18 protein-coding genes and 2 tRNA genes are annotated in these 16861 nt (G+C 46.7%); 9 read left to right on the forward strand and 11 right to left on the reverse strand.

Annotation, left to right across the window (positions count from 1 at the left end):
* Nucleotides 1-115: 115 nt before the first annotated feature.
* Nucleotides 116-643 carry a hypothetical protein gene (locus tag SAR116_RS02220; RefSeq protein ID WP_148212233.1) on the forward strand — a complete coding sequence of 176 codons (528 nt, stop codon included), beginning with the start codon at nt 116-118 and terminating at the stop codon, nt 641-643.
* A 4-nt stretch (nt 644-647) separates the two neighbouring features.
* On the opposite strand, the gene SAR116_RS02225 is transcribed toward SAR116_RS02220, so the two are convergent.
* A complete protein-coding gene (locus tag SAR116_RS02225) occupies nt 648-2270 on the reverse strand; it encodes a hypothetical protein (RefSeq protein WP_190275461.1) in 1623 nt (540 codons plus the stop codon).
* Between the two features lie 448 nt (nt 2271-2718).
* Between SAR116_RS02225 and SAR116_RS02230 the strand changes: the two genes are divergently transcribed.
* The 6 genes from SAR116_RS02230 to SAR116_RS02255 all read left to right on the forward strand — a co-directional run bounded on the left by SAR116_RS02230 (nt 2719) and on the right by SAR116_RS02255 (nt 7306).
* Nucleotides 2719-2792, forward strand: a tRNA-Cys gene (locus SAR116_RS02230).
* Nucleotides 2793-3001: 209 nt separating this feature from the next.
* Nucleotides 3002-3505, forward strand: a complete 504-nt coding sequence (locus SAR116_RS02235; protein WP_013045306.1) for a flavin reductase family protein — start codon at nt 3002-3004, stop codon at nt 3503-3505.
* Entirely contained in the window at nt 3505-5748 is a 2244-nt protein-coding gene (gene selD, locus SAR116_RS02240) for a slr1591 family oxidoreductase (RefSeq protein ID WP_013045307.1), read from the forward strand. The genes SAR116_RS02235 and selD overlap by 1 nt, the downstream gene beginning before the upstream one ends.
* On the forward strand, nt 5748-6797 hold the full coding sequence (mnmH, locus tag SAR116_RS02245; protein ID WP_013045308.1) for a tRNA 2-selenouridine(34) synthase MnmH: 1050 nt from the start codon (nt 5748-5750) through the stop codon (nt 6795-6797). The genes selD and mnmH overlap by 1 nt, the downstream gene beginning before the upstream one ends.
* A gap of 145 nt (nt 6798-6942) precedes the next feature.
* A tRNA-Asn gene (locus SAR116_RS02250) sits at nt 6943-7017 on the forward strand.
* Nucleotides 7018-7081: 64 nt separating this feature from the next.
* A complete protein-coding gene (locus SAR116_RS02255) occupies nt 7082-7306 on the forward strand; it encodes a DUF2805 domain-containing protein (RefSeq protein WP_013045309.1) in 225 nt (74 codons plus the stop codon).
* A gap of 32 nt (nt 7307-7338) precedes the next feature.
* On the opposite strand, the gene SAR116_RS02260 is transcribed toward SAR116_RS02255, so the two are convergent.
* From SAR116_RS02260 to SAR116_RS02300, 9 genes are all read right to left on the reverse strand, one after another.
* Nucleotides 7339-7644, reverse strand: a complete 306-nt coding sequence (locus SAR116_RS02260; RefSeq protein WP_013045310.1) for a cupin domain-containing protein — start codon at nt 7642-7644, stop codon at nt 7339-7341.
* Between the two features lie 68 nt (nt 7645-7712).
* Nucleotides 7713-8339, reverse strand: a complete 627-nt coding sequence (hisIE, locus tag SAR116_RS02265) for a bifunctional phosphoribosyl-AMP cyclohydrolase/phosphoribosyl-ATP diphosphatase HisIE (RefSeq protein ID WP_013045311.1) — start codon at nt 8337-8339, stop codon at nt 7713-7715.
* A 2-nt stretch (nt 8340-8341) separates the two neighbouring features.
* Entirely contained in the window at nt 8342-9109 is a 768-nt protein-coding gene (hisF, locus tag SAR116_RS02270; protein ID WP_013045312.1) for an imidazole glycerol phosphate synthase subunit HisF, read from the reverse strand.
* Nucleotides 9103-9843 (reverse strand): 1-(5-phosphoribosyl)-5-[(5-phosphoribosylamino)methylideneamino]imidazole-4-carboxamide isomerase, encoded by a 741-nt coding sequence (locus tag SAR116_RS02275; RefSeq protein WP_013045313.1) that lies wholly within the window; start codon nt 9841-9843, stop codon nt 9103-9105. The genes hisF and SAR116_RS02275 overlap by 7 nt, the downstream gene beginning before the upstream one ends.
* Entirely contained in the window at nt 9840-10451 is a 612-nt protein-coding gene (gene hisH / locus SAR116_RS02280) for an imidazole glycerol phosphate synthase subunit HisH (protein ID WP_013045314.1), read from the reverse strand. The genes SAR116_RS02275 and hisH overlap by 4 nt, the downstream gene beginning before the upstream one ends.
* Nucleotides 10448-12127, reverse strand: a complete 1680-nt coding sequence (gene hisC, locus SAR116_RS13670) for a histidinol-phosphate transaminase (protein ID WP_013045315.1) — start codon at nt 12125-12127, stop codon at nt 10448-10450. The genes hisH and hisC overlap by 4 nt, the downstream gene beginning before the upstream one ends.
* Before the next feature lie 9 nt (nt 12128-12136).
* Complete coding sequence (gene hisG / locus SAR116_RS02290) at nt 12137-13036, reverse strand: ATP phosphoribosyltransferase (protein WP_013045316.1); 900 nt, start codon at nt 13034-13036, stop codon at nt 12137-12139.
* Nucleotides 13037-13054: 18 nt separating this feature from the next.
* A complete protein-coding gene (locus SAR116_RS02295; protein ID WP_013045317.1) occupies nt 13055-13357 on the reverse strand; it encodes a YerC/YecD family TrpR-related protein in 303 nt (100 codons plus the stop codon).
* A 118-nt stretch (nt 13358-13475) separates the two neighbouring features.
* The gene (locus SAR116_RS02300; RefSeq protein WP_190275463.1) at nt 13476-13991 is read right to left on the reverse strand and encodes a SixA phosphatase family protein; all 516 of its coding nucleotides are present in this window, start codon (nt 13989-13991) and stop codon (nt 13476-13478) included.
* Nucleotides 13992-14169: 178 nt separating this feature from the next.
* Between SAR116_RS02300 and SAR116_RS02305 the strand changes: the two genes are divergently transcribed.
* Nucleotides 14170-15165 (forward strand): cysteine synthase A, encoded by a 996-nt coding sequence (locus SAR116_RS02305; protein WP_013045319.1) that lies wholly within the window; start codon nt 14170-14172, stop codon nt 15163-15165.
* 11 nt (nt 15166-15176) lie between these two features.
* A complete protein-coding gene (gene sseA / locus SAR116_RS02310; protein WP_013045320.1) occupies nt 15177-16037 on the forward strand; it encodes a 3-mercaptopyruvate sulfurtransferase in 861 nt (286 codons plus the stop codon).
* Between the two features lie 38 nt (nt 16038-16075).
* Here sseA and SAR116_RS02315 read toward each other — a convergent pair whose 3' ends face one another.
* The gene (locus tag SAR116_RS02315) at nt 16076-16843 is read right to left on the reverse strand and encodes an amino acid ABC transporter ATP-binding protein (RefSeq protein WP_041861064.1); all 768 of its coding nucleotides are present in this window, start codon (nt 16841-16843) and stop codon (nt 16076-16078) included.
* Nucleotides 16844-16861 lie beyond the last annotated feature (18 nt).

Consider the following 16861-nt stretch of genomic DNA (forward strand, 5'->3'; position numbering starts at 1 on the left):
CTATTATCGGCCGCATGGCCAAGGCGACCTGAATGGAACAGTAACTATGATAAGATCTGTAAAAATTGATCAGCACAATATGTCAGCTCACCCCGAACATCATCATGGTCAAATCATGAGAGAGCCGCAAGCTGGTTTTGCAATTATATCCGTTCTTGTCATTGTCACGCTTCTTGGCGCCATTGCTGTTCCCTTACTAAACACAGTGCATAAAAGCCGGGAAAGCGCAGTCTCACTTCGCGTCACGTCTCATCTTGGGCATGAGGCGCGAGAGAATTTCGAACTTGGGTTTCATATGACAAAACTTGATGGTGGCATTCCCAGCTTTTTCAAAACGGGCATATCACCATCGGTTATCCCCATTGGTACAGCTTGTTTCAAACGCATTAATGCAGTCGATAATGAATATCTTGGTGGCTTTGACATTTTTGACCCAAATATTCACCATTCACCAATGACAGTATCAAACAACCGATCTGTAGTTACATTTGCATATGATAATGGGCGCAAAACGGGTGCGGTATTTGAGGAGCTTGTTATTGTATCCTGCGCCATGTCAGAAACGGGTGAAATTGGTGTCTATGCGGGTAAATTGGGTGTTATTGATGGCTCCTTCTATCCGATAAATTACGGACAATTTTAGAGCATCATGGCGTTGGACATCTTTGGGACTCGCTAATACGCAACTGAATGTCCGGTTTGTCGCGTATAGTAAATTGCCGATAGCTAACGCCAATACCTGAATCATTGACGGCGCGAATATTCCATTTTGTGATGTTGTCAGTTAAAAGCATTTCGAGTCGAGGGTTAACATCGCCATCGCCATCTGGATCCTGATTATAGAATTCCAATTCATATGTGCCATTACGTTTACCATTACTGGGAAGTCGAAGGGGAAGCACAACGCCATCATGTGATTTATCCCACCCCGGGGTTATCCTAAGCTTTCCAGATGAGTGAATCGTGGATGGTCTATATTCATGGGGATCATCAGCAAATGTAAATTTATCGGCAAAAGATGTTAAATCGCGGTTAGGTTCTATATTGTTTAGATTAAAATATGCTTTGCCGCCAGTTTTATCATTATCATCAAAAACAAAAAACAAGCTGAAGCGGTCAACCGTATTGAGATTATGTTGTTCATGTAAGAAAACGGTGACGCTATCTGGAACTTCATCGCGGTTTTTTGGTGAATAGTTGATATATTTACCAGGTAAATTTGCATCGGCAGCATGTGGCCTCGTACATGGAAAAGGATCACCTTGTTCTTTTATGTATTGATAATAGCTTGGCACGCCGTCTGTGCGATCAAACCTAACATACTGTTTGGGTTGATTTTTTAAGGGACCGCAATATCCATAATAATCTTGCGGATAGAGATTACTCCATACGGATACAGTCGTCACAAATTCACGTACTTCAAATGTTTTCGAAGAAGCATTATAGCGGCCAAGGTCAAAACGCGTGGCCGTGCCATTTGCAACACCACCGCAATTTGCCGTTACCTTTATGGTGGAAGATGCTGTGCGGCTGATTATTCCTGCTCGGGCATTGAGGGTTAAAATATCATCACCAAAAAACCCGTTATCCGATTGGTATTGAAGATTTGAAAGAAGGCTTGCTACTTGTGTTGGTGAGCCCTGAAACATCACATTTGAACTATTATCACCCGTAATCGTCATTCCGGACGGAATTGACGAAAAACGAAGCCGGTTTGTTGGGTGCGACGTGTTAATTTCCAGACTGAGCTGCGCTGCTGTATCCAGCGCATAAACGCCAATATCTTTAAGCGCCGTTAAAACGCTACTTATGCTGGTGAATATTGCAGGCATTTCTATGGTCAGGCCCGGGGCGCTTTTGTCAATTGGCTCGATCATGGATGTATAAAAACTGCCAGGGTTATCTCGGCTATAAGCAACATAGCGGGGAAAGATAATTTGTTGCCCTGCTTTGACAGGTAATGACTGGTTTGCGGCTTGCGTTAAACAGGTAGCGTCCTCAACGAATACTCTTAAAGACGGATTGCTTGATGATGCGTTCTGAATTGGCAATGATACAGTACATCGGCCACCGCCGCCTTCCAGTGCAAATGCGATCTTGCCGCCACGCGACAGAATTGCATTTATATTTTCAGCGATGTTATGACCAGCCGCATCCTTGCAATTTTTTTCAATACTGAAAGTGCTGAAACGAATAATGGCGTCGGAACTGAGTTTGCACTTTGGCACAGTGCCGTTATAGCGACTTCCATTGCCAAAAACAGTGCCCACAACAAGCGGGGGGGCGTCTTGAAGGTCCTGCGGCATTGTGCTGTTTATATACACAGGTGATTGCAATGTATCGCTCAGCTGGTCACGCCTGAAATCATCATAAATAAAAGCCGCTATGGCTTCGTTCTTTTGTTGTGTCGTTAGTTCGTTTCGTCCTTGAAGTAAACTTATCTTATTCTGCGAAACAAATTGAATGGCGGCAACACTGACCACGGCAAACAATGAAAGTGCGACAAGAAGCTCAATCGTTGAAAAACCTGAATGTGGTTTTTTAAACCTAACATCTATGTTTGTCGAACGCATAAAATCTCTATTGGCAATATTTAGGAAGCCAAAAGATAAAGTAATTAATAATTTTTTAGCATTTTCTATTTAAGTTTATTTAATATCTGCATGGCATCATTGACGCGCCCTGCCGCATTCGGTATTACCTGACCAATATCACGCAGGCCCGGTGGCAGAGTGGTTATGCAGCGGTTTGCAAAACCGTGTACATCGGTTCAATTCCGGTCCGGGCCTCCATAACTTTGGGCATTATGCCTTAAAAACGCTCATTTTTGGGGCACTCACCCAATCAATCATAATTTCCAAGCATAATCAGTGCTGTTTTTATGTCATTGATTGGTGCGGAAAAAATTATGTTTTCTGCCAGCTTTTCCAATATTTCCATTGCTGTTCGGGTGCCAGTGACTATGTTGGTTTTATTATGATTGAATAAATAGGGGTATAAGATGGCCATCGTAACGGAAAACAATTCTACTATCGTAGAACCTTTAGAAATGCGCAATGCAATGGGCAAGTTTCTGACAGGTGTGACCATTGTCACGATCATACAAACTGATGGCACCCCCTATGGTCTTACTGTTAATTCTTTCAATTCCGTGTCTTTAGATCCGCCTTTGGTCTTATGGTCGCTTGATAACCGTAATGGTAATTTACAGGCCTTTCGTGATGCGGATGGTTTTGTTGTCAATGTGATGGCGTCGGCACAGGCTGATTTATGTGGACGTTTTGCAAGTCAAACACCGAACCGTTTTGATGGTGTTGACTGGGAAAGAGGCGTTTCTGGTCACCCGGTTCTAAATGGTTGCTTGGCAAGTTTTGATTGCCGGCATTGGACCGAATATGAAGGTGGTGATCACACAATCTTTATTGGTGAGGTTGTGTCAATCAAACAACAGGAAGGCACACCAGCAGCCTATTTCAGCGGCAAGCTTGGTCACTATAACCGTTAATGGATAAATCCAGCTCTTCAATTCTGGGTGATGTGGTGCTTCTTGGCGGTGGCCATGCCCAGATCGCCGTTTTGAAGATGTTTGCGATGAAACCGATAGCGGGCATTCGGTTAACCCTTGTAACCAACGATATGCGAACGCCCTATTCAGGGATGTTACCTGGCTTTGTTGAAGGGGTGTGGGACGATGATGATCTGCATATCGATCTTGCCACATTAGCGCAATTTGCTGGCGCACGTATCATTCACGCGTCATGTACAGGCATTGATGCCGACCATAAACGACTTTTGTTTGATCATCGCCCTACCCTTCGGTTTGATGTGCTTTCTGTCAATATAGGCGGTCAGCCTGCCTTAGACGCAATTGATGGTGCAATGGAACATGCTATTCCCGTCAAACCGATTGCACAATTTCAACATCGGCTAAATGACGTGCTTTCAGCTGACAAAAAACATAAGTTGAGTGTTATTGGCGGTGGGGCGGCAGGGTGCGAATTAGCGCTCGCTTTATCCAAACGATGGTTGACTGAGACGGGAAAAAGACCTGAATTGCGCCTGTTCAGTCGCTCGAACCGTCTTATGCCATATATGGCAGCACGAGCCGGAAAATTGATCGAAGCTGATTTGAACGCTATTGGTGCTCATATCCATAAGGGTGCAGAAGTCACTAGCATTCACGCTAATGGCCTTTCATGTCGTGATGGCCAGACATATGATTTTGACGCCTGTTTTCTGGTATCTGCGGTGAAACCACCTGCATGGTTAGCCTCATCTACAATTGAACGTGATGAAAACGGTTTTATTCGAGTTGGACAAAATTTACAGTCATTGAGCCACCCCTATATTTTTGCAAGTGGTGATATCGCGTCTTTACATCCATATAGCAGACCTAAAGCAGGCGTTTTTGCGGTTCGTGCAGGACGAATCCTTGCCCAGAACCTGCAACGCTATATCAAGCAGCAATCACTCCGCCCATGGAATCCACAATCACGTTATCTGGCGCTTATCGGTACAGCCGACGGGGCCGCAATCGCCGCGCATGGGTCGTTTGGGTTTAAAGCGCACTATCTGTGGCGACTCAAAGTCTGGATCGATCAACGCTTTATGGGTAAGTATAAATCTCTTGCTATGCCCCCCACCCCAAAAACAGACACTTTAGACGCGATCAATTCCGATGAAGGCAAACACAGTGATCCAGCTTTTGCGGCAATGCGTTGTCTTGGTTGCGGTGCCAAAACAGGCCATGAAACGCTACAAAATGCGATGCGTGAAGCGGTGTCTATAGCCATAGGGATGGGGGCTGATCCCGATCTGATGCCAGATGACAGCCTTGCAGAAGACGCCGCATCACTGCCCTCACCGGCACCCAATATGCGGATATTGCAGTCTGTCGATATGCTGTCCGAAATTGTGTCAGACCCATTTAAGCTTGGTCAAATAGCTTCGGTTCACGCTTTTAGTGATATATACGCAATGCTTGGAAAGCCATTATATTCATTGGCTATTATTAATTTGAATGAAGCAAAAATATCGATTCAAACTGACCAGCTCACGCACATTCTTGCAGGGACTTTACTGGCTCATAGCAAGGCAGGTGTAAAGCTGGTTGGCGGCCATACCAGCGAAGGCGGGTCCTTGTCGGTTGGCTTTTCTGTAACAGGCACGCGTCCCGAACATGGCGCATATACACCAGCCCCCAAAGATGCGGTGATTATTCTGTCAAAACCGATTGGCACTGGCCTCGTCATGGCGGGACATATGCAATTGAAAGCTCGTGGGAACTGGATCACATCCACAATCGATACTATGTGCATGAGCAATCATCAGGCCACCAAGATAGCCATGGAACATGGTATCGAATGGGTAACTGACATAACTGGGTTCGGTCTGGCGCGGCATGTGCTTAATCTGGCTAATCGTGCGGGGGCAACAGGATGCTATCTTTATCCGGATGCCATCATCTCTTTACCTGGTGCCCAGTTCATGGCCGATAATGGCATTGTTTCCAGCCTTGCTGGCCAAAATCAGGCGGCGGTTCGACTCGATCATAATGGCTGTGATCAACATAGAACGCCATTATTATTTGACCCGCAAACAAGTGGTGGTCTGGCGATGCTGGCAAAACCTGAACAGGCTGACCACATCCTTGCGGCATTGGTTGCGACAGGTCATCACCCCGCAATTGTCGGGCGTATAACGCATAGTAAGAGTGGCATAACCCTGTCAGCAAAGGATGCTGGCTAATGGGTGCACCCATAAAACGAATTACCGAATGGTGGCACAATGATGATGTTGATACGGTTATCGATGTGCGCACGCCAGCTGAATTTGCCGATGATCATATTATAGGGGCGATAAATTTACCGGTCTTAAACAACCAGCAACGTATTGATATTGGCACCATGTATAAACAGACCGGCCCTTTTGAAGCCAAACTTGCAGGTGCGGCATTGGTCGCACAGAATATTGCCTCACATTTACAGCAAAGTCTGGCTGACAAGCCGCGTAACTGGCGTCCTATGGTCTATTGCTGGCGGGGAGGACAACGTAGCGGTGCCATGGCGCAAATCCTCAGCGATATTGGCTGGCATGTGAAATTGATCGATGGCGGTTATAAACGCTATCGGCGGGATATATTAACAAGACTGGATGAAATGCCGCCTAAATTGCGCTTTATCAAGCTTGGCGGCGTCACTGGCACTGCCAAAACGCATATTTTACGAGCCGCCCGCGCGCTAGGGGCACAGGTCATCGATCTTGAAGGGCTTGCCAGACATCGTGGTTCATTATTGGGCATTGAACCGGATGCGGATCAACCTGCGCAGCGTTTGTTTGAATCCGAAATTGCGCATTGTCTTGAACAATTCGATAGCACTCGTCCGGTTTTTGTCGAGGCAGAAAGCAATAAAATTGGTCAACTTCATATTCCGGCGGCATTATTCGCTTCAATGCGTTCAGCCAAGACAGTGCTTGTCACAGCAACATTAAAAGCCCGCGTTGCCTTTTTAAGGCATGATTACCAGCATATGACCAATCAACCAGAACGGCTGCTACCGCTATTTGACGGGCTGGTAAAACGCTATGGTCATGACATTGTTGATGGTTGGAAAGTCCTGTCATCTGATGGTGACTGGGATGGTTTGGTAGCTGATTTACTGGAAACACATTACGACCCGGCTTATCGCCGTTCGGCGACAGCGCATGGCCATGAGGTTATATTAGAGATTGATGGTGGCGCACTTGATTCCACGGCAATCCAGAGGGCCGCTATGCAGATACTTACAATAACCTGATTTTTGCCATTCAGAATAAATGGCACGTAAAATGCAGTTTAATTTTGATGAAAACGCGCTTGCATCTGCGCGTTGGTGATGTATAACTCCTCACCAAGTCTTGTGATTTACCATTTATGGTGTGTCTTATAGGTTATGGCTCTATTCCCCGGTAGCTCAGCGGTAGAGCAAGCGACTGTTAATCGCTTGGCCGGCGGTTCGAATCCGTCCCGGGGAGCCAATCTTCTCACTATCCCAGAAAATATTCCGTTGAAACGGTTGTCAACGCAAAGGTGGCTTCATCGATGAAAAAACCTGCCAATATGCCCGTGCTTGCCGTGGAGGATATAAGCGAGATTGTGCAGATGGCACTTTCGGATCATGATAGTTTCGCCCAGATTGAAATGCTTTATGGCTTATCCGATAGTCAGGTAAAAACATTGATGCGCAAGACCCTCAAACGCGGTAGCTATGAAGCATGGCGGAAAAGAGTGCGGCAGTTTGGTGATCGGCGTGCGCATTACAAATAAAGCATCCGTTGCCAGGCGGACACTAACAAAATTTATGCGGTCTTTTTTTCTATCTCGATAAAGCTGAACGGGCTATCGCTGTCATTTATCACATTATGATCGACACCAGCATAGCGCGCATAAGAAACACCATTGGTAAGGGGGCTTTGCGTGATCTGGCCATCAGCCGCCTCGATAGTCAGTGTCCCTGTCGTAAGGGGAACAACCACATAATCCATCTCATGCACATGTCGGCCTGTTTCAGCACCCGGGGCAAAGTCCCAGCGTGTAACGACAAAAGCATCATTTTCGGCCTGTTTGGTGGGTATGGCGCGTGGCCGATCAGAATTATTCTGCATTATATCATTCCTTTTCACTGTCAAAGATCAAAGTTAACTGTCATAGAGCAGACATAATATAATTAAACTTATTTATGACGGTCTTGCAAAACAGAAATCGCATCGGCCAGTGATAAATCAGCATCTTCCAGCAATACCATCATATGGAATAGCAAATCTGCCGACTCATTGGCCATTTCGGCCTTATCATCCTTCATACGGGCCAGAGCAAGTTCAACCCCCTCTTCACCAACCTTTTGTGCGATACGCGCTTTCCCAGCTTCAAACAGACTGGTTGTATAGCTACCTGCTGGCATAGCGGCATGACGTTGCTTTATCACAATCCCAAGGCGGTCAAGAAACGTCGTGTTTGATGCTGTTTTCTCACCAAAGCATGAATGCGCACCAGTATGGCAAGTGGGGCCAGCCGGTGATGCCAAAACCAACAAACTATCATTGTCACAATCAAGTTTGACCTCAATAAGTGTCAATATATTACCCGAGCTTTCACCTTTCATCCAGAGGCGTTGCTTGGAACGGCTATAAAAGGTTACCTTGCCGCTATCATAGCTTGCCGCCAGAGCGTCACGGTTCATATAGCCAAGCATCAACACTTCGCGCGTATCTACATGCTGGATAATCGCTGGTAATAAACCGCTTTCACCATCTTTGTTCCAGTCTGGGGCATCCAGATTGATCATGACCGCATCAGACATTGCTAAATTCTCACTTCAATTTGTTTCGATTTTAGATAGGCTTTAAGATCGGGAATCGGTATCTGTCCACTATGAAAAATGGACGCTGCCAACCCGCCATCAATATTGGTTTGTGTGAACAGTTCAACAAAATGCTCGTAATCACCAGCACCACCCGATGCAATGACCGGCACTGAGACAGCATCACGCACCATCTTTAGCTGCGCCAGATCATAACCTTGTTTCACGCCATCATTATTCATACAGTTCAACACAATCTCGCCCGCACCATGTGCCACAGCTTCTTGTGCCCACGCCACTGTATCACGCTTGGATTTAACCGTTTTTTCAACGTCACCAGTATATTGATAGACCTGAAAACCATCATTTTCACGGCGCGAATCAATACCAACAACAACGCATTGCGTACCAAAGGCCGCGGCCAGTTCACTTATAAACTCTGGTCGTTCAAGCGCCGGTGAGTTAACTGAAATCTTGTCAGCACCATCATTCAGCAAAATTTTGGCATCTTCGATAGAGCGTATGCCACCAGCCACACAAAAGGGAATATTGATGCGGCGCGCCACAGCATTGACCCAGCTTTTATCAACCACGCGGCCATCAGCACTAGCGGTGATATCATAAAACACCAGTTCATCAACCCCTTCATCGGCATAACGCTGGCTTAGCTCCAGAATATCCCCCATATCACGGTGGTTGCGGAATTGTACGCCTTTCACAACACGGCCATCTTTGACATCTAGGCAAGCGATAATCCGTTTTGTCAGCATGCTACAACCTCCAGAGCTTCCCTGACACTAAACACCCCTTCATACAGGGCTTTACCAATGATCACCCCATCTGTAGGCAAGCCTTCAAGATCATTCAGCGCGCTCACGCCGCCTGATGCCTGTAGCTTGATGTTGGGAAATGCAGACTTAACCGAAGCGTAAAGATCACGGTTACAGCCGGTCATCATCCCATCACGCGCAATATCTGTGCATAAAGCATGTAGCAATCCATGATTGGCGTAATGCCCCAGAAACTCAAACAATGTCAGTTTGCTGGTTTCTTGCCATCCCGACATCGCAATATTATAGCTGACATCACCTGATGTGTCGGCTACCGGCATAACATCTGCAGCAAGGCATATGGTTTCGCCGCCATATCTGGAAAACAAGGCTTCCCCGGCTGCGTAATCACGCACAGCCAGACTGCCAACAACAACACGGCTAGCCCCGGCATTAACCAAGTCCGCAACGTCATCCAAACTGCGGATACCACCGCCGGTTTGTACTTTCAGACCGGTTGCGTCAATAATTCGGGTAATCAGATCAAGCTGGCGGTTTGCTGGGTCTTTCGCCCCATCCAGATCAACAAGATGTAACCAGCTTGCCCCCGCATCGGCATATGATTTGGCAACAGATACGGGATCAGTGCCATAGGTGGTCTGCTGATCAAAATCCCCTTTATTAAGGCGGACAACAGCTCCCCCAATCAAATCAATCGCGGGATAGATAATCATGCGGGCATCTCCAGAAAATTCTGTAAAATTCGCGCCCCTACTGGACCCGAGCGTTCGGGGTGAAACTGGCATCCCATAAAATTACGATCCGCTACTATGGCCGTAAATCTATCACCATAATTACAACTGGCAATCGTAGCTTTGGTAACAGGCGCAAAAAATGTATGCACAAAATAGACATGCGCACCTTGCTCGATTCCTCTTAGCAAAGGGTGTGCGCTGGCAAAATCCAGACTGTTCCATCCCATATGCGGTACAGAGCGATCACTAGCGGGGGTAAAGGCCGCACAATTACCTGGCGTAATACAAAGCAAATTTGTATTGGCGACAGTGCTATCAGCCTTTTCTGGCGACTGCTCAAACAAAAGCTGCATCCCCAGACACACCCCCAGCACAGGTTGCGTCAAGCCGCGAATAACATCAACAAGCCCGGCCTTGGTCAGGATATCCATCGCAACGGGGGCTGTCCCCACGCCTGGCAGTATCACACGTTCGGCGTCGCGAATAACATCTGCATCAGTGGTTAAAATGCTGGTCACGTCCAAACGTTCAAGAGCAAATTGTACAGATGCAATATTGGCACCACCGCTATCTATAATCGCGATCATAATACGCCTTTTGTACTTGGCAATTCACTGCCTTCACGACGCACAGCCTGACGCATGGTCCGGCCAAACCCCTTAAAACAGGCTTCAACCATATGATGGGCATTTTCACCTGTTACTGAAATATGCAGATTGGCCTGCATATGTTCGGCGAGCGAATAAAAGAAATGGGGCACCATATCGGTTGGCAAATCACCAACATGCGTCGCCGGAAAATCAGCTTTAAAATCAAGATAGAAACGACCACTCAGATCAAGCGCAACATTCACCAGCGTCTCATCCATTGGCAACATAAAGCCGTAACGATTTATGCCGCGCTTATCGCCAAGCGCCATCCTTATGGCCTGGCCCAATGCAATGGCGCAATCTTCAACTGTGTGATGCGCATCAATATGCAGATCACCGTCACATTCGACCTCCAGCGAAAACCCGCCATGTTTGGCAATCTGATCAAGCATATGATCATAAAAACCAATGCCGGTATTAATATTGACGGGAAATGCCCGATCGAGATTTACCGAAACCGAAATAGCCGTTTCACTGGTTGTGCGAATGACCTTGCCCGTTCTGGCTGGATCAGTCGCTATCTCTATGCTGTCACCGTTTAGCGCCGCCATAAGCGCATTCATCTCGTCCTCAGTTCCAATTGAAATACGAATGCTATTGGCCAGCCGCGGCTGGTGCGATTGGTTACGTACGACAATCCCGGCTTGCAGACAGGTTGCATAGAATTTATCGGCATCCTGCACCCGCACCAAAATGAAATTGGCGTCACTTGGCAAAATCTCGTCAACCATTGGCAAGGCGGCCAGACGCGGAATAAAGCGGTCACGGCGCTCAATGAGCGCATCCCGTTTTGCGGCAAGCGCGCGATGATTTTTTGACGTTAGAATAGCAAGAGCTGCATCAACAACAGGGCTTGCCAATGGATATGGGGCCAGAACCTTTTGCAAAAGCTGGGTAACCTCCCCGCGCGCGATCGCTGCCCCACACCGCAAACCTGCCGCCGCGTGCGATTTGGATAAGGTGCGCAAAATGACAAGATTGGGCGTCGATTCAATCATCGGAACCAAGCTGCTGGCCTCGGCATATTGGATATAGGTTTCATCCAGAACAATCAGTGCCTGATCCGCATAGGCATCACAAAGGCTCATTATGTCATCGCGTGCCATGACATTGCCTGTAGGATTATTGGGCGAACAGATGAATATCATCTTGGTATTTTCATCCGTTGCCTTGTCAATGGCTACAATATCAAGACCGAAGTTATCATTCAAAGGCGCTTCGCGCGTTTCGACAGCATGTAGAATGGCTGACTGACGATACATGGCAAATGTTGGGGGACAAATGACAATATTATCGATGTTTGGTACACAAAAGGCGCGCATTAGACATTCAATCGCTTCATCCGCACCACGGGTAACCGTCAGATTACGTGTTGATATATCAAGCCAGTCACAGATAGCGACCGCCAGTCTTACAGGTTGCTGGCTTGGATAGCGCGCCAGATTATGCGCACCTACAAACGGCTCAAAGGGACATTCATTAGCATCCAGAAAAATAGATGTATCCGCACCAGTTTGTAACGATCGTGCTGATGAATAGCCTTTCATTGCTAAAATCTCAGGACGAGCTCGATTGACAATGGGCGTGGTAGATTGATTTTTTTGGGTCTCCATAATTTGCCTCTAATCCAGCATTTTTTCGATGGGCACAACGAGAATGGAATTGGCCCCTTTTGCTTTCAATGCTTCCATTGTGTTCCAGAACACCCCCTCTTCGCAGACGGCATGGACAGCAACCATGTCATCACGACCTTGCAGAGGCATAACGGTGGGTGATTGCGAACCGGGTAAAACCGCTTTAATCGCATCGAGCGAATCTATGGGGCTGTTCAACATGATATAGCGGCTGTTTTCTGCACGTAAAACGGCACGCAATCGCGCGATCAGCTTTTCACAAATCGAATTGATCTCGACGTCCTTTATTTCATTTTTGATAACGACAGCCTGCGATTGCATCACGATGTCAGTTTCGCGCAAACCATTGGATTTTAGCGTGTTACCGGTTGAAACAAGGTCACAGATCACATCGGCAAGATGCGTGCGAGGGGCGACTTCGACTGCGCCCTGCATGGTGACAATATCGGCTGAAACATTCTTCTCGGCCAGATATTTGGCAAGCAACCCTCGGTATGATGTGGCAATCGTCTTGCCGGACAATGACGTGATATCTTTGTAATCAAAATCATTTGGCACGGCGATAGATAGACGGCATTTACCATAACCAAGCGCCATAACCTCTTTTAATTCGGCATATTTACCATTTTCGTTAGCCTGCTGTTCAAGCAATGCATTCTGCCCCAGAATACCCAACTGGCATACATTTGTAGCCAGAAAAGCCGGAATGTCATCATCTCGTACCAGAAAAACATCTAACGGAAAATTATCTGCCATACATAAAAGTTGGTCGCGGCTTTTAGCCAGCGAAATACCGCATTTTTCAAGCAATTTTAGCGACATATCCGCCAGGCGCCCTGACTTCTGAATGGCAATTTTCAACCTGCCGTTATCACGCATTGTATTCATTGACTCACTATCCTTTACCTAGAGCTTTCCCTGGCGTTGCATAATTGTTTTATAGCCATCAAAACCGTTATTCAGAAACCGGGCGACCCTGACAATCGTTGCGGTGCTTACACTGGTTTCTGCGGCAATCTTGCGATATGGCACCTTTTGCACAAGCATTTGCGCCACCCGCCACCGATCAATCAACCCTTCAAGTTCGGCAGGCGTACATAGATCATAGAAAAAGCTTCGTGCTTCCCCATTATTCTCCAGCGTCAATATCGCGTCGAACAGATCCTGTTCATGCTTAGTTTGAATTTCGTTGCGCTTCATCTGAACCATAAGTTATGTGACTTGTTTCAGCGTTTTAATACGCTAAAACACATCTGTCAACACGCAGAAACCGCATAAAGTCATAAAATGATTAAGATGCTATAAAATGAATAATGAAAATGAAGCTTTACAGCGCACGAGAATCTAAATCACGGGCGCGTACGATCGACAAAAGCCGACCATCTTCGGGATCAATATCGCGCACCCTATCGGCTTCAAAACCGATATCGGCAAGACAGCAAGTCGGAAAATACGATAAATTATTGTCAGTATGTGTTGAACCAACCATTCGATTAAGCAAAACGACAAGACTTGGATTATGGCCAATAACCATCATATTCTCGCAGTTATTTGCCTGTTCCTCGATCACATACATAAGTTGATTAGCTGTCGCTTCATAAAGACTATCAACAAACAGCATAGCAATGTCAGGCCAGTTTTGTGAGACAATTTCATATGTCTGTTTGGTACGTATGGCTGGTGACACAAGCACAAAGTCAGGTAGCATTTTCTGTTGCACCATCATGTTACCGACATTTTCAGCATTCTGTTGACCACGCTTAATGAGCGCACGATCAAAATCAGAAATACCGACTCTAGGGGTTTCGCTTTTACCATGTCGTAAAAGAGTGATACGAGCCATAAGCTGTCCAAACAAAGCCATTTGCTAACATTAACAAATCATAAAATTAAATTGGCATGATCTTGCTATTCTGCCAACCATCAATTTTTAAAAACTATTTTGCATCGAACGGCTTATACACCTATTGTCGGATAAACCGATATGTATCTTTCACCACGGAATAAAGAACAGCAATAACATGCAGAAAAATGATTTCCTGGCCGCCATTGGCAACACCCCTCTCATCAAGCTTCGTGCTGCATCTGAGATGACAAATTGCACGATTCTGGGCAAGGCAGAATTCATGAATCCTGGCGGGTCTGTCAAAGATCGTGCAGCTCTGGCTATCATTGAAGATGCAGAAGCCAAAGGCCTGCTTGGTCCCGGCGGTATGATTGTAGAGGGTACGGCGGGCAATACAGGCATTGGTTTGACTATGGTGGGAAATGCCAAGGGTTATCAGTCGGTCATTGTTATGCCCGAAACGCAAAGTGAAGAAAAAAAACAAGTTTTGCGCGTTTTTGGCGCTGATTTACGCCTTGTTCCGGCAGTCCCTTATAAGAATCCAGACAATTACGTTCGCTATTCTGAAAGGCTCGCTCAAGAGCTAAGCGGGACACATAATGGCGGTGTGATCTGGGCGAACCAGTTTGACAATACCGCCAATCTTGACGGGCATTACAAAACCACTGGGCCTGAAATATGGGCACAGACCGATCAAAAGGTTGATGGGTTTATCTGTTCGGTTGGATCGGGCGGCACATTAGCCGGCGTCAGCCAGTTCCTGAAAGAAATGAATCCTGATATCAAAATTGGCCTAGCTGACCCAGAAGGCTCAGCCTTATTCAATTATTACGCACATGGTGAATTAAAAGCCGAAGGCAATTCGATTTCAGAGGGTATTGGTCAGGGGCGCATAACCGCCAACCTGGAAAAAGCCTTTGTTGATATGCCTTTCTGCCTCAGTGATAAAGAGGCCTTGCCGATGATTTACGCATTGATGCGGGATGAAGGCCTGTATCTGGGTGGTTCCTCTGCGATCAATATTGCAGGTGCTGTTGCGATGGCACAGGAAATGGGGCCAGGTCATACCATTGTCACCATTCTATGTGACAGTGGTCAACGCTACCAATCAAAGGTCTGGAATCCGGAATTTCTGCGGGAAAAAGATTTGCCCATACCCGATTGGCTTTAAAGAGGAATACCATGGCTCATAACAATAATATCGTTACAGCAGAATGGCTTAAAGCGCATATAGATGATAGTGATTTAAGAATATTTGATGCGACCTTTCACATTCCCGCAACTGGACGTGATGCCAATACCGAATTTGATGACGGGCATATCCCGGGTGCCCAGTGTTTTGATCTTGGGGTGATTGCTGATCCTGATGCGGCGCTACCGCACACCGTGCCTTCTGCCGAAATATTTCAAACGCATTTGCGCAGACTTGGTGTCAATCAGCATGATCATGTGATCGTCTATGATGATTCGGTTTTCATGTCTTCGGCGCGGGCATGGTGGTTATGCCGTTTGTTTGGTCATACCAAAGTCAGCTATCTTGATGGCGGCCTCACCGCATGGAAACAGGCTGGCGGCAATCTGGAAAAAGGCGCTTCAACAGCTGTTGCCTTGGGTAATTTTATCGCTGGTAAAGCACGCGATTCAGCCGTGGCCTATATGCCGGACCTCCGTGCGCAGGTCGAAGCTGGCACCGCCGGTCAAATCGTTGATGCCCGGGCTACAGGTCGCTTTACTGGCGAGGTTCCGGAACCCCGTGCGGGTATCCGTTCGGGGCATATTCCGGGGTCATTAAATGTGCCTGTTACGTCGTTGTTTGATCCGGATACAAAGCTCTTAAAGCCTACCAATGAATTAAAACAGATCATTGAATCTGCTGGTGTTGATCTATCGCAAGACATCACGACAACATGTGGCACAGGCGTAACAGCATGTGCTTTGGCGCTAGCGCTTGAACTTGTTGGACATCGACAGGTTGCAATGTTCGATGGATCATGGACTGAATGGGGTACATCAGATGCCCCAATCGAAACCGGTACAGCCTAGCCCAATATTAGCATAAAGCCCTAGCTAACCCTTAGAGATTAGTCATTCAGAATCTGGCTGAGGAATAGTTTTGTACGCTTACTTTTTGGCTTATTAAAGAATGTTTCCGGATCATTTTCTTCAACAATTTCGCCTGCATCCATAAAGATGACCCGATTTGCAACTTTACGTGCAAAGCCCATTTCATGGGTCACAACAATCATCGTCATGCCATCTTCAGCAAGCGAGATCATAGTTTCCAGCACTTCCTTGATCATTTCAGGATCAAGCGCGGATGTTGGTTCGTCGAACAGCATGATCCGAGGGCGCATACACAAAGCACGGGCAATCGCCACACGCTGTTGCTGACCACCTGAAAGCTGGCCAGGATATTTGAGCGCTTGTTCTGGAATACGCACACGCTCCAGATATTGCATAGCAATCTCTTCGGCTTCCTTGCGCGGCATCTTGCGCACCCAGATCGGGGCAAGCACACAATTCTCGAGAATTGTCAGATGCGGGAACAGATTGAAACTCTGAAACACCATACCGACTTCTGAACGGATCGTTTCGATATCCTTCAGATCACTTGTCAGATCAGTACCATGTACATTGATGACGCCTTTTTGATGTTCTTCAAGACGGTTGATACAACGAATCAGCGTTGATTTACCTGAGCCTGACGGGCCACAAATAACAATTTTTTCCCCAGACTTAACTGTCAGATCAATGTTTTTGAGCGCATGAAAATTACCGAACCATTTATGCATCGCCTCGATGCGGATAACAGTTTCACCTTGTGAAGATTTGTTTGGTTTCCCAGCCATTTTATTTCCAGCCATTTT

The sequence above is a fragment of the Candidatus Puniceispirillum marinum IMCC1322 genome, from assembly GCF_000024465.1.
GTDB classification, from domain to species: domain Bacteria; phylum Pseudomonadota; class Alphaproteobacteria; order Puniceispirillales; family Puniceispirillaceae; genus Puniceispirillum; species Puniceispirillum marinum.